The 20,748-nt window shown below is 73.0% G+C and carries 18 protein-coding genes; 12 read left to right on the forward strand and 6 right to left on the reverse strand.

The features are described from left to right. Positions 1–12 precede the first annotated feature (12 nt). Positions 13–804, forward strand: a complete 792-nt coding sequence (locus QNO09_RS20040; protein WP_283971581.1) for a S1 family peptidase — start codon at positions 13–15, stop codon at positions 802–804. 111 nt (positions 805–915) lie between these two features. Here the strand turns inward: QNO09_RS20040 and QNO09_RS20045 are convergent, their stop codons facing one another. After that, a complete protein-coding gene (locus QNO09_RS20045; protein ID WP_283971582.1) occupies positions 916–2,031 on the reverse strand; it encodes a winged helix DNA-binding domain-containing protein in 1,116 nt (371 codons plus the stop codon). A 209-nt stretch (positions 2,032–2,240) separates the two neighbouring features. Here QNO09_RS20045 and QNO09_RS39985 point away from each other — a divergent pair, with 209 nt between their 5' ends. The 3 genes from QNO09_RS39985 to QNO09_RS20065 all read left to right on the forward strand — a co-directional run bounded on the left by QNO09_RS39985 (position 2,241) and on the right by QNO09_RS20065 (position 4,495). Further along, a complete protein-coding gene (locus QNO09_RS39985) occupies positions 2,241–2,603 on the forward strand; it encodes an NAD(P)H-binding protein (protein WP_502962327.1) in 363 nt (120 codons plus the stop codon). Positions 2,604–2,735: 132 nt separating this feature from the next. Beyond that, entirely contained in the window at positions 2,736–3,338 is a 603-nt protein-coding gene (locus tag QNO09_RS20060; protein ID WP_283971584.1) for a cysteine hydrolase family protein, read from the forward strand. Between the two features lie 140 nt (positions 3,339–3,478). Continuing rightward, on the forward strand, positions 3,479–4,495 hold the full coding sequence (locus tag QNO09_RS20065; RefSeq protein WP_283971585.1) for an NAD-dependent epimerase/dehydratase family protein: 1,017 nt from the start codon (positions 3,479–3,481) through the stop codon (positions 4,493–4,495). A gap of 92 nt (positions 4,496–4,587) precedes the next feature. Here QNO09_RS20065 and QNO09_RS20070 read toward each other — a convergent pair whose 3' ends face one another. After that, on the reverse strand, positions 4,588–5,700 hold the full coding sequence (locus QNO09_RS20070) for a sensor histidine kinase (protein WP_283971586.1): 1,113 nt from the start codon (positions 5,698–5,700) through the stop codon (positions 4,588–4,590). A gap of 2 nt (positions 5,701–5,702) precedes the next feature. Beyond that, complete coding sequence (locus tag QNO09_RS20075) at positions 5,703–6,428, reverse strand: response regulator transcription factor (RefSeq protein ID WP_283971587.1); 726 nt, start codon at positions 6,426–6,428, stop codon at positions 5,703–5,705. A 122-nt stretch (positions 6,429–6,550) separates the two neighbouring features. Between QNO09_RS20075 and QNO09_RS20080 the strand changes: the two genes are divergently transcribed. The 3 genes from QNO09_RS20080 to QNO09_RS20090 are packed head-to-tail and all read left to right on the forward strand — an operon-like array spanning position 6,551 to position 8,645. After that, the gene (locus QNO09_RS20080) at positions 6,551–7,243 is read left to right on the forward strand and encodes a glycosyltransferase family 2 protein (RefSeq protein WP_283971588.1); all 693 of its coding nucleotides are present in this window, start codon (positions 6,551–6,553) and stop codon (positions 7,241–7,243) included. Next, positions 7,240–7,890: a TIGR04282 family arsenosugar biosynthesis glycosyltransferase gene (locus QNO09_RS20085; RefSeq protein WP_283971589.1), complete on the forward strand. Its 651-nt coding sequence runs from the start codon at positions 7,240–7,242 to the stop codon at positions 7,888–7,890. The genes QNO09_RS20080 and QNO09_RS20085 overlap by 4 nt, the downstream gene beginning before the upstream one ends. Then, on the forward strand, positions 7,887–8,645 hold the full coding sequence (locus QNO09_RS20090) for a class I SAM-dependent methyltransferase (RefSeq protein WP_283971590.1): 759 nt from the start codon (positions 7,887–7,889) through the stop codon (positions 8,643–8,645). The genes QNO09_RS20085 and QNO09_RS20090 overlap by 4 nt, the downstream gene beginning before the upstream one ends. Before the next feature lie 313 nt (positions 8,646–8,958). Here the strand turns inward: QNO09_RS20090 and QNO09_RS20095 are convergent, their stop codons facing one another. After that, complete coding sequence (locus QNO09_RS20095) at positions 8,959–10,200, reverse strand: molybdopterin-dependent oxidoreductase (RefSeq protein WP_283971591.1); 1,242 nt, start codon at positions 10,198–10,200, stop codon at positions 8,959–8,961. A 113-nt stretch (positions 10,201–10,313) separates the two neighbouring features. On the opposite strand from QNO09_RS20095, the gene QNO09_RS20100 reads away from it, so the two are divergent. Continuing rightward, positions 10,314–11,672: a hypothetical protein gene (locus QNO09_RS20100; RefSeq protein WP_502962323.1), complete on the forward strand. Its 1,359-nt coding sequence runs from the start codon at positions 10,314–10,316 to the stop codon at positions 11,670–11,672. A gap of 31 nt (positions 11,673–11,703) precedes the next feature. On the opposite strand, the gene QNO09_RS20105 is transcribed toward QNO09_RS20100, so the two are convergent. Further along, positions 11,704–12,210, reverse strand: a complete 507-nt coding sequence (locus QNO09_RS20105; RefSeq protein WP_283971592.1) for an ATP-binding protein — start codon at positions 12,208–12,210, stop codon at positions 11,704–11,706. Positions 12,211–12,700: 490 nt separating this feature from the next. Here QNO09_RS20105 and QNO09_RS20110 point away from each other — a divergent pair, with 490 nt between their 5' ends. From QNO09_RS20110 to argG, 4 genes are all read left to right on the forward strand, one after another. Continuing rightward, a complete protein-coding gene (locus QNO09_RS20110; protein ID WP_283971593.1) occupies positions 12,701–14,509 on the forward strand; it encodes a methylmalonyl-CoA mutase family protein in 1,809 nt (602 codons plus the stop codon). Then, positions 14,509–16,701, forward strand: a complete 2,193-nt coding sequence (scpA, locus tag QNO09_RS20115) for a methylmalonyl-CoA mutase (RefSeq protein ID WP_283971594.1) — start codon at positions 14,509–14,511, stop codon at positions 16,699–16,701. Before QNO09_RS20110 ends, scpA begins: the two co-directional genes overlap by 1 nt. Next, positions 16,698–17,693: a methylmalonyl Co-A mutase-associated GTPase MeaB gene (meaB, locus tag QNO09_RS20120; RefSeq protein ID WP_283971595.1), complete on the forward strand. Its 996-nt coding sequence runs from the start codon at positions 16,698–16,700 to the stop codon at positions 17,691–17,693. The genes scpA and meaB overlap by 4 nt, the downstream gene beginning before the upstream one ends. Positions 17,694–17,777: 84 nt before the next feature. Beyond that, positions 17,778–19,232: an argininosuccinate synthase gene (gene argG / locus QNO09_RS20125; protein ID WP_283971596.1), complete on the forward strand. Its 1,455-nt coding sequence runs from the start codon at positions 17,778–17,780 to the stop codon at positions 19,230–19,232. An 81-nt stretch (positions 19,233–19,313) separates the two neighbouring features. On the opposite strand, the gene pntB is transcribed toward argG, so the two are convergent. Continuing rightward, the gene (gene pntB, locus QNO09_RS20130) at positions 19,314–20,747 is read right to left on the reverse strand and encodes a Re/Si-specific NAD(P)(+) transhydrogenase subunit beta (protein WP_283971597.1); all 1,434 of its coding nucleotides are present in this window, start codon (positions 20,745–20,747) and stop codon (positions 19,314–19,316) included. Position 20,748 lies beyond the last annotated feature (1 nt).

Genomic DNA, 20,748 nt, shown 5'->3' on the forward strand with positions numbered 1-20,748 from the left:
CCAAGGAGACCCATGTTCGGGCTCAACGCTGCCAGGAAGGCCGCCGCCGTCGCCGCGGCGACCGCCGCCGCCGCCACGACCGCGCTGCTCGCCGCCCCCACGGCCGTCGCCGCGCCCCAGCCGATCGTCGGCGGCACCACGACCACGACGTCCGCGTACCCGTTCGTCATGCAGATCACGGACGCCTCGCAGAACCAGTTCTGCGGCGGCACCCTGGTCTCGCCCACCAAGGTCGTCACCGCCGCGCACTGCATGGTCGGCGAGACCACCAGCAGTGTGCGCGTCGTCGGTGGCCGCACCTACCTCAACGGCACCAACGGCACGGTCAGCAGAGTCAGCAAGATATGGATCCACCCGAGCTACACCGACGTCTCCAACGGCGACGACGTGGCCGTGCTGACGCTGTCGACGTCGATGCCGTACACCCCGGCGAAGTACGTCTCCTCCTCCCAGACCTCGGTGTACGCGGCCGGCACCACCGCCCGCATCCTCGGCTGGGGCGACACCTCCGAGAACGGCAGCGCCTCCAACCAGCTGCGCACCGCGACCGTACCGACCGTGTCCGACTCCGGTTGCGCGAGCTCCTACGGCTCCGACTTCGTCAAGAGCGACATGGTGTGCGCCGGGAAGACCTCCGGCGGCGTGGACACCTGCCAGGGCGACAGCGGCGGCCCCCTGCTCGTCGGGGGCGTCCTGGCAGGCATCACGTCCTGGGGCGAAGGCTGCGCCCAGGCCGGTTACCCGGGTGTGTACACCCGGCTGACCACCTTCTCCAACCTGGTCACGACGCAGGTCAACTCGTGACCCGTCGCTAACTCCTGAGCACCCCTCAGGTGAATGACCAGGGGGCGTTGCGGGCCTCCACGAGCGGCCCGCAGCGCCCCCTCTCCATGTCTGCGGCGGGGCGCGGGGGTTTCAGGTCCGTACGACGCCGAACCGGATGTCGTACGACGCCCGCGGGTGCATGACCCGCAGCATCCGCTCGCCCTCGGCGGTGACCTCCTCCCGCTGGCCCCGGGTGAGGCGTCCGAAGGGCTCGATCACCAGCGCGTCCTCCTCCAGCCGCCACAACCCCGCCAGGAAGCCGTCGACCAGGAGCGTGCGGTAGGCCAGGTTTCCCTTCCACGAGCGGCCCCGGTATGCGGGCGGGACGACGCGGGTGCGGTCGGCGTGCGAGAGCAGCAGATTGTCGAACTCGGGGAGGAAGCGCGGCGGCGCGGGCGTGTCCGGGCCGGGGCGGGGGGCGTCCGGAAGGTCGAAGAGTTCGACGCCGCTCTCGTCCCGGAAGGTCACCAGATGGGGACGCAGGCGTTCGAAGGCGTCGCGCAGCCGGGTCATTCCGGCCCAGGTCTGCATGTCCTTCACGGAGGCCGGGCCGAACGCGGCGAGGTAGCGCAGGACGACCGCGTCGGGCGTGGGGGCCGGTTCGGCGGGCCGCCCCAGCCAGTGCTCGGCGGTGGTGAGACTGACCTGCCCGCTCCGCTCCCACAGACCGCGAGGGGTGACCTGCACGAGCGGGAGCCGGCAGCGGGCGGCGACCGCCAGGGCCTGTGGATCGGCGTCGGGCCATTCCCGCAGCAGGGCTTCACGCAGCTGCTTCATGGTGCGGGGCTCGGCCTCGACCAGGTCGCGGGCGAGCCCGGCGAGCCGGTCGAGATCGACTCCGGCGAGTCCGGCACGGAAGGTGACCAGCTCCCGGTCCCGGGCGGGCTGCGCCAGGGGCCGCAGGGTGAGGCAGTCGTCCGCGGTGTGGGTGTGGATGGTGGAGCGCATCGTGACGATCCGGACGACCTCGCGGTCCGCCATCGGCCGGGACAACGCCTCGGGGGTGAACCCGTCGAGCCGGGCGGCAAGCGCGTAGTAGGGCGGCTTGACGTTCTGCGCCTGGAGCCCGAGCAGATGCTCGACGGCCGCCGTGACGGAGAGCGGGGCGGGGCGCAGGAGCAGCTGCCGGCCGAGGGTCGCGCGGTTGAGGGCATGCGTGCCGAGCAGGGGTGCCGTGCCGGTGACGCTCCGCTTGGTGTTCGTCATGAAAGGCACGGTAGTGGGGCTTGCGGACAGGTTCTGGCCGCGACGTACCGGCGACCCGCCCGCCCCGCCGGGGAGCACCGGCCCGCGGCATCCGTCCTGATGGGCGCGGTCCGCACCGGCCTGTGCATCGTCTTCACGCGGCGGGACGGGCTCTGCTCGCGAGGTGATCAGCCGCGGATCAGCCCCCGCTCCCCCGCCCGGACCCCGGCCTGGAAGCGGGAGTCCGCGTCCAGGCCGTCGAGCAGCTCCGCCACCCGGCGCCGCTAGGTGCGCAGCGGCATGCCCAGGTCCCGGGCGGCGGCCTCGTCGGTGGCGCCGGAGCCGAGGGCGCGCAGGACCCCGGCGGTCCGGTCGTCGAGGCGGGACCGGCTCTCCGCTCCAGCGGTCTGGACTGGACGCCGGTCTACCCGACCATGCTGACCGAGGACGCCGCCCGGGGTGGCTACTCCGTCGGCGGGCGTCTGCCGATGAGGGGCAATCCGAAGATCAGCCGCGCGGACGTCGCCGACTTCCTGCACAGGGCGGCCCACAGCACCGAGTGGAGCCGGCGCGACGCCGTCATCACGGACTGACCGCCGGGCGGGTTGTTAGGTCCGCCGCGCCACCGGGTACTCGGCGGTGCGTTCACGGCACCCGCACCACAGGCTCCACTCGGGAGATCCGATGCTCCGACTTCCGCCCCGACCAGAACGCGCCGCCCCTCCATGAGTGACAGCACCGGACGGACGGTGGAGGGCAGGGAACGAGGCGCGGACCCGACGCGGTCGGCTCTGATCATGATCGACATGATCAACACCTACGACCACGAGGACGCCGAGTTCCTCGTGCCGTCCGTCGAGAAGGTCCTCCCCGTCCTGACCGAGCTGCTCGGCCGGGCCCGCGAGGCGGACGTTCCCGTGATCTACGTGAACGACAACTTCGGGCTGTGGCGCTCGCACCAGGGGGAGCTGCTGGAGGCGGCCCTGTCCCAGCCGAACGCCCATCTGATCGAGCCGATCCGGCCCGACGACCAGTCGCTCTTCGTCGTGAAGGCCCGCCACTCGGCCTTCTTCGAGACGCCCCTGTCGTACCTCCTGTCGAGCCTGAACGTCGGGCACGTGGTCCTGACCGGGCAGGTCACCGAGCAGTGCGTCCTCTATTCCGCCCTGGACGCGCACATCCGGCATCTGCAGGTGACGGTGCCGAAGGACGCCGTCGCCTCCATCCACCCCCATCTGGCCGACGCGGCGCTGGAGATGATGGAGCGCAACATGGGCGCCCGGATCATCACGGCGAAGGAGATCGACTTCGCGCCCCGCACCCCGTGAGAACGCCGGGCCGGAACGTCGCCCCTGACCGGTACGTCCGGCCGCCGGTTCCGGCCGCCGGCGCGGGGCCCGCCTTACGGAGTCATGACGTACGGCCCCGCTCCCGGGTGGTGGCGGCGGTGTGCGCCTAGCGTGCCCGTATGCGTGTACTGGTCACCGGCGGTGCCGGGTTCATCGGGTCCCATGTGGTCGCCACCCTGCGGGAGCGGGGGCACGAGGCGATCGTCTTCGACGTGCGAGAGGATTCCGCGGCCGACGTGCGCGACCCCGCGGCCGTGGGCCGTGCCCTGGCCGGTGTGGACGCCGTGTGCCACCAGGCGGCGATGGTCGGGCTCGGCAACGGGGTCGCCGACGCGGCGGACTACGTCTCGCACAACGACCTGGGGACGGCCGTGCTGCTCGCGGCCATGGCGGACGCGGGTGTACCACGCCTCGTGCTCGCCGGGTCGATGGTGGTCTACGGGGAGGGGCGGTACGCGTGCGCGCGGCACGGAGCGGTGCGGCCCGGTCCGCGGGCGGTGGCCGATCTCGACGCGGGCCGGTTCGAACCCGCGTGCCCGGTGTGCGGGGAGGACCTCGTCCCCGGGCTGGTCCGCGAGGACGCCCCGGCCGATCCGCGGAACGTGTACGCCTCGACCAAGCTCGCCCAGGAGCACCTGGCCGCCGCCTGGGCCCGCTGTACCGGCGGGTCGGCGGTGTCCCTGCGCTACCACAACGTGTACGGGCCCGGCATGCCCCGGGACACCCCCTACGCCGGGGTCGCCTCCTTCTTCCGTTCGGCGCTCGCCCGGGGCGAGGCCCCGCGGGTGTTCGAGGACGGGCGGCAGCGCAGGGACTTCGTGCACGTCCGGGACGTGGCGGCGGCGAACGCCGTGGCGCTGGAGGCGCGGAGCGCCCCGGGTGTACTCACCGCCTACAACACCGGCAGCGGTGTGCCGCACACCGTCGGCGACATGGCGCGGGCGCTGGCCGCCGCGTACGGCGGGCCCGAGCCGGTCGTCACGGGTGAGTACCGGCTCGGGGACGTACGCCACATCACGGCGGACTCGTCGCGGCTTCGGGACGAGCTGGGCTGGAAGCCGGAGGACGGGTTCGAGGAGGGGATGCGGGAATTCGCCCGGGCCGGGATGCGCGGCGCCCGGGGCCTGTCGTTCTGATCGGACCGGCGGTGAGGCCCGGCTTCTGTCACGCCCCGCGACGCCGGGACGATGCGGACGGCAGGCCCCTGGACGGGCGGGGCCTGCCGGGTTCAGGACGCGGCCGTGGGGAGGACCACCTCGAAGCGGCAGCCCCCGGGGATGTTGCGTACGCCGGCCCGGCCCTGGTGGGCCTCGACGATGCCGCGGACGATGGCGAGGCCGAGGCCCGCTCCCGCCGGGGGCGTCCGGGCGTGCGTGCCGCGCCAGCCGGTGTCGAAGACCCTCGGCAGGTCCTCCTCGGGAATTCCCCCGCAGCCGTCGGTCACGGACAGGACGACGCCCTCGGGAGAACGCTCGGCGGTGATCGCGACCGTGCCGTCGGCCGGTGTCCGGCGGATGGCGTTGACCAGCAGATTGCCCAGCACGCGGCTCATCTCCTTGCCGTCCACCTCCACCGGCACCGGTTCGATACGGCCGCCCACCAGCCGTACCCCGTGCTCGCGGGCGAGGGGGTCGGCGCCCGCGAGGGCGTCGCCGACCAGGTCGTACAGGGACATCCGGGTGGGGGTCAGTGCCAGGGCGCCGGCGTGGATGCGGGAGAGTTCGAAGAGGTCGCCGACCATGTCGTTGAGGCGTTCGACCTCGGTCCGCATCTGCTTGAGGTAGCGGGCCGGGTCGGCGGCGACGCCGTCCTCCAGGGCCTCCGACATGGCCCGCAGACCGGCCAGCGGGGTGCGCAGGTCGTGCGAGATCCAGGCGACGAGTTCACGGCGGGAGGTCTCCAGGGCGCGCTCCCGCTCCCTGGACTCGGCGAGCCTGGCGCTGGTGACCGCCAGCTCACGGCTCACCGCGGCGAGTTCCGCGGTGGCGGGAGCGTCCGGGGCGGCGAAGTGGCCGCCGTCGCCGAAGGAGCGCGCGGCCACGGCGAGTTCGCGGCTGCGGGCGACGACCCAGCGGCCCAGCAGCAGCGCGGTGGCCAGCGAGACGACGGCCGCCATGGCGACGACGGTCGTGACGACGGTCAGGTCGTGCGGCGACAGGAACATCGCCCAGGCCACGGCGAGCGTGCCCGCGAGCATCGCGACGACGCCCACCGCCGCCACCACCGCGAGCGAGACGGTCAGCGAACGGCGGCGGATCAGACGCAGTACGCCCGCTCCGGCCAGCCCCGTCACGGCGGCACCGGCAAAGGCGTACAGGGCGATCAGGAGGCTGTCGCGCACGGTCAGTCGTTCCCTTCGCCGGGTTCGAAGCGGTAGCCCACGCCCCAGACCGTCTGGATGAGCCGGGGCCGGGCCGGGTCGTCCTCGACCTTGCCGCGCAGACGGCGGACGTGGACCGTGACGGTCGACAGGTCACCGAAGTCCCAGCCCCAGACCTCACGCATCAGGTCCTCCCGGCCGAAGGCCCGTCCCGGGTGTCGCAGGAAGAAGGAGAGCAGGTCGAACTCGCGCAGGGTCAGGGCCAGTTCGGCGCCGTTCTTGGTGGCCCGGCGGGCCGCGGGCTCGACGCTCAGGCCGGCCGCACCCAGTCGGCCCCCCGTGGCCGCGGGGCGGCTGCGGCGCAGCACCGACTCGACGCGCAGGACGAGTTCGCGAGGGCTGAAGGGCTTGGTGACGTAGTCGTCGGCGCCGACCTCCAGGCCCAGGATGCGGTCGTCCTCGTCGCCGCGGGCGGTGAGCATGATGACGGGCACGGGGCCGTGGCCGCGGATGCGCCGGCACACCTCCAGACCGTCCATGCCGGGCAGCATCAGGTCGAGCACCACCAGGTCCGGCCGGTGCGCGGCGGCGCGGGTGAGGGCGGTCGGGCCGTCGTCGGCGCGGTCGACGGCGTAACCGGCGCGGTCCAGATAGCCGGCGACGACCTCGGCGACGGTCGGATCGTCGTCGACGACCAGGATCCTGGGGGACCTGTCCGCGGTCCCGGGGGGTTCGTACGGCTGCTGCATGTCTTCAGCCTGACACCACGCCCCCGCCGGCGGGCGTCCGGGCACCGCCCTGGCTTGCGACGTCCGCGTTTCGTAAGGAGCGATGGTCCGGTTTGCCCGATTCGCATTCGTAGGGTGAAACCGTGACGACTCCTTCGGACGTCGACGTGGTGCTGCCCTGCCTGAACGAGGCCGAGGCCCTTCCCTGGGTGCTCGAACGGATTCCGCCGGGCTGGCGCGCGCTCGTCGTCGACAACGGTTCCACGGACGGCTCGGCCGATGTCGCCCGCGCCCTGGGCGCGACGGTGGTGACCGAGCCGCGCCGCGGCTTCGGCGCGGCCTGCCATGCCGGGCTGACGGCCGCCACCGCCGACGTGGTGTGCTTCTGCGACTGCGACGCCTCCCTCGACCCGGCGCTCCTGGTCCCCTTCGTGCGCGAGGTACGCGACGGCGCGGCCGACCTGGTGCTCGGGCGGCGGCGTCCGCAGGGGCGGGGCGCGTGGCCGCCGCACGCCCGGGCCGGCAATCTCGCGCTGGCGCGGATGCTGCGCCGCCGCACCGGGCTGCGCCTGCACGACCTCGGTCCGCTGCGCGCCGCCCGCCGCGAGCCGCTGCTCGCCCTCGGCCTCAGCGACCGGCGCAGCGGCTATCCGCTCCAGATGGTCGTCCGTGCGGCCGACGCCGGATGGCGGATCGCCGAGCACGACGTGCCGTATCTGCCGCGGAGCGGTGCCTCGAAGGTGACGGGCACGTGGCGCGGTACCTGGCAGGCCGTACGGGACATGAGCCGCGTGCTGGCCGAGATGCCCAACCAGCAAGGAGGAACCGTCCGTTGACCACACTCCTCGTGATCGCCAAGGAGCCGCGGCCGGGCCGGGTCAAGACGCGGCTCACGCCGCCGTTCACGCCCGGGCAGGCCGCCGAACTGGCCGAAGCGGCCCTCGCGGACACGCTGCACGCCGTGGCCGCCACGCCGGCCACCCGGCGCGTCCTCGTGCTCGACGGTGCTCCCGGCCCCTGGCTGCCGCCCGGTTTCGACGTCGTGGCGCAGTGCGCGGGCGGTCTGGACGAGCGGCTGGCCGAGGCCTTCGCGCGCTGCGCCGGCCCGGCCCTGCTCATCGGCATGGACACCCCGCAGGTGACCCCGGAACTGCTCACCGTGGACTTCGCCGACTGCGACGCCTGGTTCGGACCGGCCGAGGACGGGGGCTTCTGGGCTCTCGGCCTGGCATGTCCGGACCCCGCGCTGCTGCGGGGTGTGCCCATGTCGGCGCCGGTGACGGGTGCCGTGCAGCGGGCCCGGCTGATCGCCGCGGGCCTGCGGGTACGGGACCTGCCCCGGCTGCGGGACGTCGACACCGCCGCCGACGCCCACGCGGTCGCCGCGCTGGCCCCGCGGGGGCGGTTCGCGGCGCGGCTGGCCCGGTGTCCGGCCGGGAGGCCCGTGGCCGGGCCGGTCTCGCGTCCGGCCGATCCCCGATGAGCACCGCACCGGCCGCGGCCCTGGCATGGGCCGCCGCCGACCCCTACGACGCCGCGCTGCGCGCCGGCCGCGGCCCCCTGTTCCTGCGGCGCACCGACGGCTGGCTGCTGCCGCTGGAGGTGGAGCGCTGGTGCGCCCGGGCCGACCCGGTCGACCGGGACGTGCTGGACCGCTGCGAGGGGACCGTGCTGGACGTGGGGTGCGGGCCCGGGCGGCTGGTGGCGGAGCTCGCCGCCCGGGGGCGGGTCGCCCTCGGCATCGACGTCAGCGAGGCCGCGGTGGAGCACACCGTGCGGCTGGGGGGCCAGGCGCTGCGCCGGTCGGTCTTCGAGCCGCTGCCCGGCGAGGGCCGCTGGGACACCGTTCTGCTCATGGACGGCAACATCGGCATCGGAGGTGACCCGCGCGCCCTGCTGGACCGCATCGCCGGGCTGCTGCGCCCAGGGGGGCTGCTGATCGCCGAGACCGCCCTCGCGGACGTCGACGAGCGCGTGCGCGTCCACCTCACCGATGCCCTGACCCTCGCCGGCGACCCCTTCCCCTGGGCACGGCTCGGCACCCGCGCGCTGCTCCGGCACGCGCGGGGCTGGGAGCCGGCCGGTCAGTGGACGGCCGGGGCGCGCCGCTTCGCCGCCCTGCGCAGCCGCAGCAGCCGCAGCGCCAGCAGCAGCGCCGAAGCGCCGAAGAGGACCGCGGTGATCAGCAGCCAGCGTGCGAGGAACACGTCGGCGGGCAGGCCGGTGGCGGACCGGTAGCGCCGCTCCACCATGCCGCTGATCAGCGGGAACCACACGAGGAGCAGCAGTCCGGAGAGGGCACACGGTACGCGCACGTACATCGCCCACTCCCGGCGGCGGACCGCGCCCAGTCCCCGCACCATCGCCCGGTCCGCCGCCGCGTACAGCGGCAGCAGCACGAGGTCGTGGAGCAGCGCCGCGCCCACGACCCACAGCGCCACGCCGAGCCAGTCGCCGGCGAGCAGACGCACCCCCGCATAGGCGGCGAGGGCGAACGAGCCGCACAGCAGCAGCAGATGCAGGGGGCTGCCGATGACGAAGCGTCCTCGCATCACAGGTCTCCGAACGTCATTCGGGCCACCCACTTGGTGTTCAGCACGCCGGGAGCGGCGGGCACGATGATCCGCGCCGGGTAGCCGTGGTCGGGGGACAGTTCCTCGCCGTTGACGTAGAGGGCGAGCAGGGAACGCGGGTCTGCCACCTGGTTGGCGCGCAGGGCGGCCTTACGGAAGGCGCCGCGGGGCTGGAGGGACTCGACGAACACGTCCGGCGGGTCGTCCTCGTACCCGACGAGGGCCGCGAGGTCGCGCAGCCGCACCCCGCGCCACCACTGGTCGGGCGTGGACCAGCCCTCCACACAGGCGATGGGCAACGCCGCGCTGTACAAGGGGAGTCGTGCGATCTCGGCGCGGCTGAGGCGGACCGTGCCGGTGCGCCCCCGCACGACGAGCCGCCAGGCGTCCGGGGCCGTTTGCGCCGCGTCGATCCCGGCGTACGCGGCGGTCTTGTTGATCTGGAAGCCGTTCGGGCCGCTGCCGGGTTCGCCGCCGCCGTGCGGGGCGAGGAGGGCGGTGCGCCGCAGCGCGCCGCCGAAGTTCTGCCCCACGGTCGTGGCGAACAGCAGCAGCGAGCCGCCCCCGACGAACCACAGGGCGCCCCGCCGGGAGACGGTCGGCTCGGTGGGACGCGGGGACACCAGGTCGTTCTTCTCCTCCCGCAAGTGCCGCAGATTGCGCAGCGCGGTGGGCGTCTTCAGCAGCGCGTGGGCCACGAAGGCGGCGAAGAACACCCAGGCGCCGTAGAAGTGCAGGGGGTAGAACGAGCCGGGGAAGACGTAGTCGAGCTGGACGTTGAGGACGCCGGTCACGAACTCGAACAGGGCGCCGCCGACGAGCAGGAGCAGCGAGATCCGCTCCAGGGCGTGCGCGAGCGAGCGGGCCGGCGGCAGGGCGAACAACCTCGGTACGACGGACCACAGCTTGGCGAGCAGGACGGGGATCAGGGTGACGCCGAGGGTGACGTGGACGCCCTGGTTCAGCCGGTACAGCCAGTGCGGGTTCGTCGGCCACGCGAACAGGTAGAAGCCGAGGATCCCCTTGTCCGGGGTCTTGTCGTTGACCGGCGACAGGTCCGGGTTGTAGGCGGCGTACGAGACGAGCCCCGTCACGAACAGCACGGTGATGCCGGCCAGGAGGACGAGGCCGAGCACGGAGGTGAGCCAGGGGCCGCGCAGGGGGCTGCGCCAGAAGCCGGGGGACGTGGGGAGCCGGGGAGGGCGGGGGTCGTCTCGCATGAACCGACGGTAGGCCGGGGCCGCCCCGCGCGAGGGTGTGCGACCCATGACGAAACGCTGACGTCTGGCCCGGCGGGCGGTCCGCGAGCGGCCGCACGGCCTAGCGTGCCGGTGTGATCCACACCCCGCCCTCCACTCCGTCGTCCCGAGGCCCGCGCCGTGACCTGTACGCGGCCGGGGCCGCCGTGCTGCTCGTGACGGTGTCGGTGCTCGTCGGCCGCCGCATCGAGGAGACCAGCCGGACGCTGTTCGTCGACTGGCCCCCGCTGCTGGCGTCCTGGGGACCGCATGCGGGCCTCGGCACTCCGGCGGCCGTCCTGGTGGCCGTCGCCGTCGTCGCCCACGGGCCCGCCCTGGCGGCCCGGCTGCCCTGGCGCGCCCTGCTCCCGGCGGCCTGGGGCACGGCCACGGTGTGGACCGTCTCGCTGGCCCTGGTCGACGGCTGGCACCGGGGCATCGCCCGCAGGCTCACCACCCGCTACGAGTACCTCCAGGTCATCGACCGCTTCCACGACATCCCGGAGGCGCTGCGCCACTTCACCCAGCACATCCTGCTCGACTCCCCCGACAACTGGCCCGCCCACATCGCCGGGCACCCGCCCGCCGCCACGCTCACCTTCGTGCTGCTCGACCGGGTGGGGCTGGGGGGCGGGGGCTGGGCCGGGATGTGGTGCATCACCGTCGGGGCGACCGCCTGTGTGGCCGTGCTGGTCACGATCCGCGCCCTGGCCGATGAGGCCCTGGCCCGCCGGGCGGCCCCCTTCCTGGTCCTGGCCCCGGCGGCGGTGTGGATGGGCACCTCGGCGGACGCGTACTTCGCGGCGGTGGCGGCGTGGGCGGTGGCGCTGCTGGCCCTGGCGGTCACCCGGGGGTCCCTGTGGTGGGCGGGCGCGTCCGGGCTGCTGTTCGGCCTGACCTGCTACCTGTCGTACGGCCTCACGCTCGTCGCGCTGATCGGGGCGGCGGTCCTGGTGCTCGGCCGCCACGGGGTGAGGGGGCGCCCGGCCCTGCTGGTGCCGCTGCTGGCCGGGCTGGCCGTGGTCCCCGCGGTGTTCACGCTCGCGGGCTTCGACTGGTGGGAGGCCTACCACCTGCTGGTCACGCGCTACCACCAGGGCGCGGGGGGTATCCGCCCCTACGGATACTGGGTGTGGGCCAACCTGGCCTGCACGGTGCTCATCACGGGACTGGCGACGGCGGCCGGACTGAGGCGGTCGGGGGCCGTCCTGGCCCAACGCCGCACCGGGTCCCCGGCCGGCCGCCGCCTGGCGTTCCTCGTGGCCGCCGCGCTCCTCGCCCTGCTCGTCGCCGATCTGAGCGGCATGAGCAAGGCGGAGACGGAACGCATCTGGCTCCCCTTCGCCCTGTGGCTGCTCCCGGCCTGCGCGTTCCTCCCCCGCCCCCGTGTCTGGCTGGCCGCGCAGGCGCTGCTCGCCCTCCTCCTCAACCATCTGCTGCTCACCGGGTGGTGACCGGCGCCGGGGGCGGGCCCCGGTGCGTGTGTCAGGCGGCCGGGCCGACATCACTCCTCACCTCGGCGCCGGCGTTCTCGTCCGCCGCCGGGCGCAGGCGCAGAAAGGCGGTGATCTGCTTGCCCTCGCCGAGGGACGTGACGGCGACGGCGGTGCTGACCGTGTGCACCACGTGCATTCCGTGTCCGCCGAAGCGCTGTCCGTCGCGCTGCCTGACCACCGGCCGCTCCGCCGATGTGTCCCACACGGTGATGGCCAGCCCTTCACCGGACAGCAGAAGAATCAGCCCGCAGGGGCCGGGAGCGTGCCGGATCGCGTTGGTGACGAGTTCGCTGACGACCAGTTCGGCGTCGATCGCCAGGGGGACCGGTACGGGAGGGCGGCCGTTGCACGGTACGTAGGCCAGGAACGCGCGCAAAGCCCGGCGCGCCTCGACGGCGCATGCTGCGCCTTCGGCCCAGCACGCGCCGTAGCGCAAGGGGGCCTGCTCGTCCGCGCCCGGCTCATCTGCCGCCTGCTTCATAAGCGGGATGACCATGAGGGCTCTTTCGTTGTTGTTCGTGTTGCTCAGGGGTCTTTCGGTCGTTCGCCTACCCCGGCGTGGTCCGCCCATACTGCCGCCGGCCCTCCGTTGTGATGTGCTTCGCGGTGATGTGCTTCGCGCCGCAGTCCTCCGGCGGCGACGGCCGAGGCGGGCAGGAGCACCGCGGTGAGGCCGCCTCACAGGGCGGTCGGGCCGTGGGGGGTGAGAGCGGTGCACGGCCGTCACGTCCGCGGCACCCTCGACGGGCCCGCGCTGACGGCACGGGCGCCGACCTGCTGACGGCCGTACCGCGCCGAGCCGCCGCGGCCCGCGGCAGGGTACGGCGGTCTCCCGGCGAAACCCGCCCCTACGGGCGGATCGGTCGCTAGCATGAGCGACGGCCCCGGCCGCGAGGGCGGGGAGAGCGGGATCACAGCCAGGGCGAGGGCAAGGTCACAGCCGCACCCTCTGCTGCTCGTTCGTGTCCGTGACCTAGCATCCGAGCATGACGGTCCTGCCTGACGACGGGCTTGAACTGGCCGGTGAGTTCCCTGACGTGCCCCATGAGCAGTGGCAGCGCCTTGTGGCGGGCGTACTGCGCAAATCGGGCAAGGACGTCGAGGGGGCCGAGGCCGAGGAAGCCCTGTCCACCGCGCTTGAGGACGGGTTGCGTACCCGCCCCCTCTACACCGCCCGCGACTCCGCACCCGAGCCGGGTCTCCCCGGTTTCGCCCCCTTCGTACGCGGTGGCCGTGCCGAGGGGAACACGGTCGGCGGCTGGGACGTACGGCAACGGCACTCCACGGCCGACCGTGACGCGGTGCTCGGTGACCTGGAGAACGGTGTCACCTCCCTCTGGCTGACGGTCGGGGAGGGCGGCATCGCGGTGCCGGACCTGGGCCGGGTCCTGGACGGCGTGTATCTCGACCTGGCGCCCGTCGTCCTCGACGCGGGGTGCGACGCCGAGCCCGCCGCGCGGGAGTTGCTGCGGGTGTACGAGGAGCGGGGTGTCGCCCGGGACGCGGCGCGCGGCAATCTGGGCGCGGATCCGCTCGGGCACGAGGCCCGCACCGGCCGGCGGTGCGATGCCGCGCCGGCGGCGGAGCTCGCGCGGTTGTGCGCCGGGCGATACCCGGGGCTGCGGGCCCTGACCGTGGACGCGCTGCCGTATCACGAAGCCGGTGGCTCGGCCGCCCAGGAGCTGGGCTGCTCGCTGGCCACCGCGGTGGCGTACCTGCGGGAGCTGACCGGGGCCGGGCTGGATGTCGAACAGGCTTGCGGGCAACTGGAGTTCCGGTACGCCGCGACCGCCGACCAGTTCCTGACGATCGCCAAGCTGCGCGCCGCGCGCCGGCTGTGGGCCCGGGTGGCCGAGGTCTGCGGGGCGCCGCGCGCGGGAGCGCAGCTCCAGCACGTCGTCACCTCGCCGGTGATGATGACGCGCCGCGACCCGTGGGTGAACATGCTGCGCACCACCATCGCCACGCTGGCCGCCGGGGCCGGTGGGGCCGACGCGGTGACCGTGCTGCCCTTCGACCACGCCCTCGGCCTGCCGGACGCGTTCGCGCGGCGGATCGCCCGCAACACCTCCACGATCCTCGTCGAGGAGTCGCACCTGTCCCGGGTCATCGACCCGGCGGGCGGCTCCTGGTACGTGGAGCGGCTCACCGACGAACTCGCCCACGCCGGCTGGGAGTTCTTCCAGCGCGTCGAGCGGCTCGGCGGCATGGCGGCCGCCCTGCGGTCGGGCGACGTCGAGCGGGATCTCGCCGAGACCTGGCAGGCCCGCACGGCCCGGCTGGCCAAGCGGCGCGAACCCGTCACCGGGGTCAGCGAGTTCCCGTTCCTCGCGGAGAAGCCGGTCGTCCGCCCGAGCGCTCCCGAGCCGCGCTCCGGAGGGCTGCCGCGCGTACGCCGGGACGAGGCGTACGAGACGCTGCGCGCCCGGTCCGACGCCCACCTCGCCGCGACCGGCTCCCGGCCCCGGATCTACCTCGCCGCGCTCGGCCCGGCCGCCGCGCACACGGCACGCCTGACCTTCGCCTCGAACCTCTTCCAGGCCGGCGGCATCGAGCCGGTCACGGAGGGCACCTTCGAGCAGAGCGGGGCGACGGAGGCCGTGCTGTGCTCCAGCGACGCGCTGTACGCGGAGCGGGCCGAGGCCGCCGTCCGGGAGCTCAAGGCCGCCGGGGCACGGCATGTGTTCCTCGCGGGCCGCCCCGGGGAGTACCCCGGAGTCGACGACCACGTCTTCGCGGGCTGCGACGCCGTGGCCGTGCTGTCCGCGACCCTCGACCGCATGGGAGTGTCCTGATGTCCGCCCCTACCGGCCCGTCCGTCCCCGACTTCTCCGGGATCGAGCTGGGCACCCCGGCCCCCGACGGTGGCGCCGACGAGTGGCGCACGGCGGTCAAGAACGCGTCCGGCGGGGACGACCTGCTCTGGGAGACGCCGGAGGGCATCGCCGTCAAGCCCCTCTACACCGGCCGTGACCTGGAGGGCCTGGACTTCCTCGACACGTACCCGGGCACGGCGCCGTCCCTGCGCGGCCCGTACCCGACGATGTACGTCAACCAGCCCTGGACGATCCGCCAGTACGCCGGCTTCTCCACGGCCGAGGAGTCCAACGCCTTCTACCGGCGCAACCTCGCGGCCGGCCAGAAGGGCCTTTCGGTCGCCTTCGACCTGCCCACGCACCGCGGTTACGACAGCGACCACCCGCGTGTGACGGGTGACGTCGGCATGGCGGGCGTGGCCATCGACTCGATCTACGACATGCGGCAGCTGTTCGGCGGCATTCCGCTGGACAAGATGACCGTGTCGATGACGATGAACGGCGCGGTGCTGCCGGTGCTGGCGCTGTACATCGTGGCGGCCGAGGAACAGGGCGTGCCGCCGGAGAAGCTGGCGGGGACGATCCAGAACGACATCCTCAAGGAGTTCATGGTCCGCAACACCTACATCTATCCGCCGAAGCCGTCGATGCGGATCATCTCCGACATCTTCGCCTTCACCTCGCAGCGGATGCCGCGCTACAACTCCATCTCCATCTCCGGCTACCACATCCAGGAGGCGGGTGCGACGGCCGATCTGGAGCTGGCGTACACGCTCGCGGACGGCGTGGAGTACATCCGCGCGGGACGTGAGGCCGGCCTGGACGTGGACGCGTTCGCGCCCCGGCTGTCGTTCTTCTGGGCGATCGGCATGAACTTCTTCATGGAGATCGCCAAGCTGCGTGCGGCGCGCCTGCTGTGGGCGAAGCTGGTCAAGCAGTTCGACCCGCAGAACGCCAAGTCCCTGTCACTGCGCACCCATTCGCAGACCTCGGGCTGGTCGCTCACCGCGCAGGACGTCTTCAACAACGTGACGCGCACCTGCGTCGAGGCCATGGCGGCCACCCAGGGGCACACACAGTCGCTGCACACCAACGCCCTGGACGAGGCGCTCGCCCTGCCCACCGACTTCTCGGCGCGCATCGCCCGCAACACGCAGCTGCTGCTCCAGCAGGAGTCCGGCACGACCCGCGTGATCGACCCGTGGGGCGGCAGCGCGTACGTGGAGAAGCTGACCTACGACCTGGCCCGGCGCGCCTGGCAGCACATCGAGGAGGTCGAGGCCGCGGGCGGCATGGCCAAGGCCATCGACGCGGGCATCCCCAAGCTGCGCATCGAGGAGGCCGCGGCCCGCACGCAGGCCCGGATCGACTCGGGCCGCCAGCCCGTCATCGGGGTCAACAAGTACCGGGTGGAGACCGACGAGCAGATCGACGTCCTGAAGGTCGACAACTCCTCCGTGCGGGCGCAGCAGATCGAGAAGCTGCGGCGGCTGCGCGCGGAGCGGGACGAGCAGGCCTGCCAGGACGCGCTGGACGCGCTGACCCGGGCCGCCGGCGGCGAGGGCAACCTGCTGGAGCTGGCGGTGCGCGCGGCACGCGCGAAGGCCACGGTCGGGGAGATCTCCGACGCCCTGGAGAAGGTGTACGGACGGCACGCGGGGCAGATCCGTACGATCTCCGGCGTGTACCGCAACGAAGCAGGGGAGTCGCCGTCCGTGGACCGCACCCGAGCGCTGGTCTCCGACTTCGAGGAGGCCGAGGGCCGCCGCCCGCGCATCCTGGTCGCGAAGATGGGCCAGGACGGCCATGACCGCGGCCAGAAGGTGATCGCCACGGCCTTCGCCGACCTCGGCTTCGACGTGGACGTCGGCCCGCTGTTCCAGACGCCCGCCGAGGTGGCCCGGCAGGCCGTCGAGGCGGACGTGCACATCGTCGGCGTCTCCTCGCTGGCGGCCGGTCACCTCACCCTCGTCCCGGCGCTGCGCGAGGCACTGGCCGAGGAGGGCCGCGAGGACATCGTGATCGTGGTCGGCGGGGTGATCCCGCCGCAGGACGTGCCGACGCTGCTGGAGATGGGCGCCGCGGCCGTCTTCCCGCCCGGGACGGTGATCCCGGACGCGGCGTACGACCTGGTGAAGCGGCTGTCGGACGACCTCGGGCACGACCTGTGATCGATGTCGACGCGTATGTGAAGGGCGTGCTCGACGGGAAGCGGGCGATCGTCGCCCGTGCCATCACACTCGTCGAGTCGACGCGGCCCCAGCACCGGGCGCTGGCCCAGGAGTTGCTGACCGCGCTGCTGCCGCACAGCGGCCGGGCCCGGCGGATCGGCGTCAGCGGGGTGCCCGGCGTGGGCAAGTCGACGTTCATCGACGCCTTCGGCACGCTGCTGACCTCGCTCGGGCACCGGGTGGCGGTCCTGGCCGTCGACCCGTCCTCCAGCCGTACGGGCGGCTCCATCCTGGGTGACAAGACCCGGATGGAGCGCCTGGCCGTGGACCCGGCGGCGTTCGTACGCCCCTCCCCCACCGCCGGCACGCTGGGCGGGGTCGCCAAGGCCACGCGCGAGTCGATCGTGGTGATGGAGGCGGCCGGCTACGACGTGATCCTGGTGGAGACGGTCGGCGTCGGCCAGTCCGAGACGGCCGTGGCGAACATGGTCGACTCCTTCCTGCTGCTCACCCTCGCCCGCACCGGCGACCAGCTCCAGGGCATCAAGAAGGGCGTGCTGGAGCTGGCCGACGTGATCGCCGTCAACAAGGCGGACGGCCCGCACGAGCGCGACGCCCGTGCCGCCGCGCGGGAACTGGCGGGCGCGCTGCGCCTGATGCACGGCAGGGACGCGTTCTGGACGCCCCCGGTCCTGCACTGCAGCGCCCGGGAGTCGACCGGCCTGGACACCGTCTGGGAACGCCTCGAACAGCACCGCACCCTGCTGGACTCCACCGGCCGTCTCACCGCCAAGCGCCGTGACCAGCAGGTCGACTGGACCTGGAACATGGTCCGCGACGAACTCCTCGGCCGCCTCACCGCCGATCCGGCGGTACGGGCGCTGGCGCCGGTGCTGGAGCGGCGGGTCAGGGCGGGCGAGCTGACCCCGACGCTGGCCGCCGAGCGGATCCTCGGTGCGCTGGGCGGCGGCTCCGAGGCAACGGGTTCCTGAACCGAACCGCGACCGGAAGCAGCCGGAGCGGCGACTTCACATACCCGGCTTGCATGAGTATGCAATGTGATACATACTCTTTCTATGTCCAAGGTCCTCACCTCCCTGCCCGCCGGCGAGCGCGTCGGCATCGCCTTCTCGGGCGGTCTCGACACCTCCGTCGCGGTCGCGTGGATGCGCGACAAGGGCGCCGTCCCGTGCACCTACACCGCCGACATCGGCCAGTACGACGAGCCCGACATCGCCTCGGTGCCCGGCCGTGCCCAGACCTACGGTGCCGAGATCGCGCGTCTGGTCGACTGCCGCGCGGCACTGGTCGAGGAGGGCCTGGCCGCGCTGACCTGCGGCGCGTTCCACATCCGCTCGGGCGGACGGGCGTACTTCAACACCACCCCGCTCGGCCGCGCCGTCACCGGCACGCTGCTGGTCCGGGCGATGCTGGAGGACGACGTCCAGATCTGGGGCGACGGCTCGACCTTCAAGGGCAACGACATCGAGCGGTTCTACCGCTACGGCCTGCTCGCCAACCCGCACCTCAGGATCTACAAGCCCTGGCTGGACGCGGCGTTCGTGACCGAGCTCGGCGGCCGCAAGGAAATGTCGGAGTGGCTGCTCGCCCACGGCCTGCCCTACCGGGACAGCACGGAGAAGGCGTACTCCACGGACGCCAACATCTGGGGCGCCACCCACGAGGCCAAGACCCTGGAGCACCTCGACACCGGCGTCGAGACGGTCGAGCCGATCATGGGCGTGAAGTTCTGGGACCCGTCGGTCGAGATCGCCGCCGAGGACGTCACCATCGGCTTCGTCGAGGGCCGCCCGGTGTCGGTCAACGGCAAGGAGTTCGCCTCCCCCGTCGACCTGGTGATGGAGGCCAACGCCATCGGTGGCCGGCACGGCCTGGGCATGTCCGACCAGATCGAGAACCGCATCATCGAGGCCAAGAGCCGCGGCATCTACGAGGCCCCGGGCATGGCCCTGCTGCACGCCGCCTACGAGCGGCTGGTCAACGCCATCCACAACGAGGACACCGTCGCCCAGTACCACACCGAGGGCCGGCGCCTCGGCCGGCTGATGTACGAGGGCCGCTGGCTGGACCCGCAGGCGCTGATGATCCGCGAGTCGCTGCAGCGGTGGGTCGGCGCGGCCGTCACCGGCGAGGTGACACTGCGGCTGCGGCGCGGCGAGGACTACTCGATCCTCGACACCACGGGCCCGGCGTTCAGCTACCACCCGGACAAGCTGTCCATGGAGCGCACCGAGGACTCCGCGTTCGGCCCGGTGGACCGGATCGGCCAGCTCACCATGCGCAACCTGGACATCGCCGACTCCCGCGCCAAGCTGGAGCAGTACGCCGGCATGGGCCTGATCGGCACCGGCAGCCCCACCATCGGCGCCTCCCAGGCCGCCGCGACCGGGCTGATCGGCACCATGCCGGAGCTGCCCGAGGGCGGCGCCGAGGCCATCGCCTCGCGCGGCGCGGTCTCCGAGGAGGACGCGTGGCTGGACCGCGCGGCGATGGAGTCCGGCACGGACTGACCGCACGGCGGCACGCGGGAAGACACGGGAAGGCCGGCTCGACGGTGTCGAGCCGGCCTTCGCGTTCGGGTGCCCGGTGGTTCAGCGTGACGTGCCGGCCATCTCGCGGACCGGAGCGTCAAGGGCGTCGAGGCCGCGCAGGATGTCCTCCACCCGCTGCTTGGCGTCGCCGAAGAGCATCTGGGTGTTCTCGCGGAAGAACAGCGGGTTCTGCACGCCCGCGTACCCGGCGGCCATGGAGCGCTTGAAGACGATCACGTTGGCCGCCTCCCACACGTGCAGGACCGGCATGCCGGCGATGGGGCTGGACGGGTTGTCGGTGGCGGCCGGGTTGACCGTGTCGTTGGCGCCGATGACCAGGACGACCGAGGTGGCGGCGAAGTCGTCGTTGATCTCGTCCATCTCCAGGACGATGTCGTACGGCACGTTGGCCTCGGCGAGCAGCACGTTCATGTGCCCGGGCAGCCGGCCGGCGACGGGGTGGATGCCGAACCGCACCTCCACGCCCCGCTCACGCAGCTTGCGCGCCAGTTCGGCGACCGGGTACTGGGCCTGGGCGACGGCCATGCCGTAGCCGGGCGTGATGATGACGGAGCCGGCGTCGCGCAGCAGTTCGGCGGTCTCCTCGGCGTTGATCTCCCGGTGCTCACCCTGCTCGCCGTCGTCGGCGGTCGCCGCCGGTGTGCCGAATCCGCCCGCGATCACCGAGAGGAAGGACCGGTTCATCGCCTTGCACATGATGTACGACAGGTAGGCGCCGGAGGAGCCGACCAGCGCGCCGGTGACGATGAGCAGGTTGTTGGCGAGCAGGAAGCCCGAGGCGGCGGCCGCCCAGCCCGAGTAGCTGTTCAGCATGGAGACGACCACCGGCATGTCACCGCCGCCGATGGAGGCGACCAGGTGCGCGCCGAGGGCGAGCGCGATCACGGTGACCGCGATGAGCAGACCCATGCCGGGGCGTACGACGAACGCCGCCGTGAGCCCCACGAACGCGACGAGCGCGCCGATGTTGAGGACGTGCTTGCCCGGCAGCGTCAGCGGACGGGAGTTGATGCGGGCGGAGAGCTTCAGGTAGGCGACGACGGAACCCGTGAAGGTGACGGCGCCGATGAACACCCCGATGAACACCTCGGCGTGGTGGATGCCCAGCAGCGAACCGGAGAGTCCGGGGTCGACGTCGAGGTAGCCGTTCCAGCCGACGAACGTGGCGGCGAGGCCGACGAGGCTGTGCATGATCGCGATCAGCTCCGGCATGCCGGTCATCTCGACGACCCGGGCCCGCCACAGGCCGATGCCCGCGCCCACCGCCGTGGCGACGGCGATCAGCACCAGCCCGGTGGCGGTGATACTGCGGGAGGCGAGCCCGACTGTGGCGGCCAGGGCGACGACCATGCCCGCGATGCCCCAGACGACTCCGGAGCGGGACGTCCTGTGCTGGGAGAGGCCGGCGAGGCTGAGGATGAACAGCAGCGCGGCGACGACGTAGGCGGCCTGGGCGGCCGTGTCTGTGGTCATC

This window comes from Streptomyces sp. 378 (assembly GCF_030124145.1).
In the GTDB taxonomy this organism is placed as follows: Bacteria; Actinomycetota; Actinomycetes; order Streptomycetales; family Streptomycetaceae; genus Streptomyces.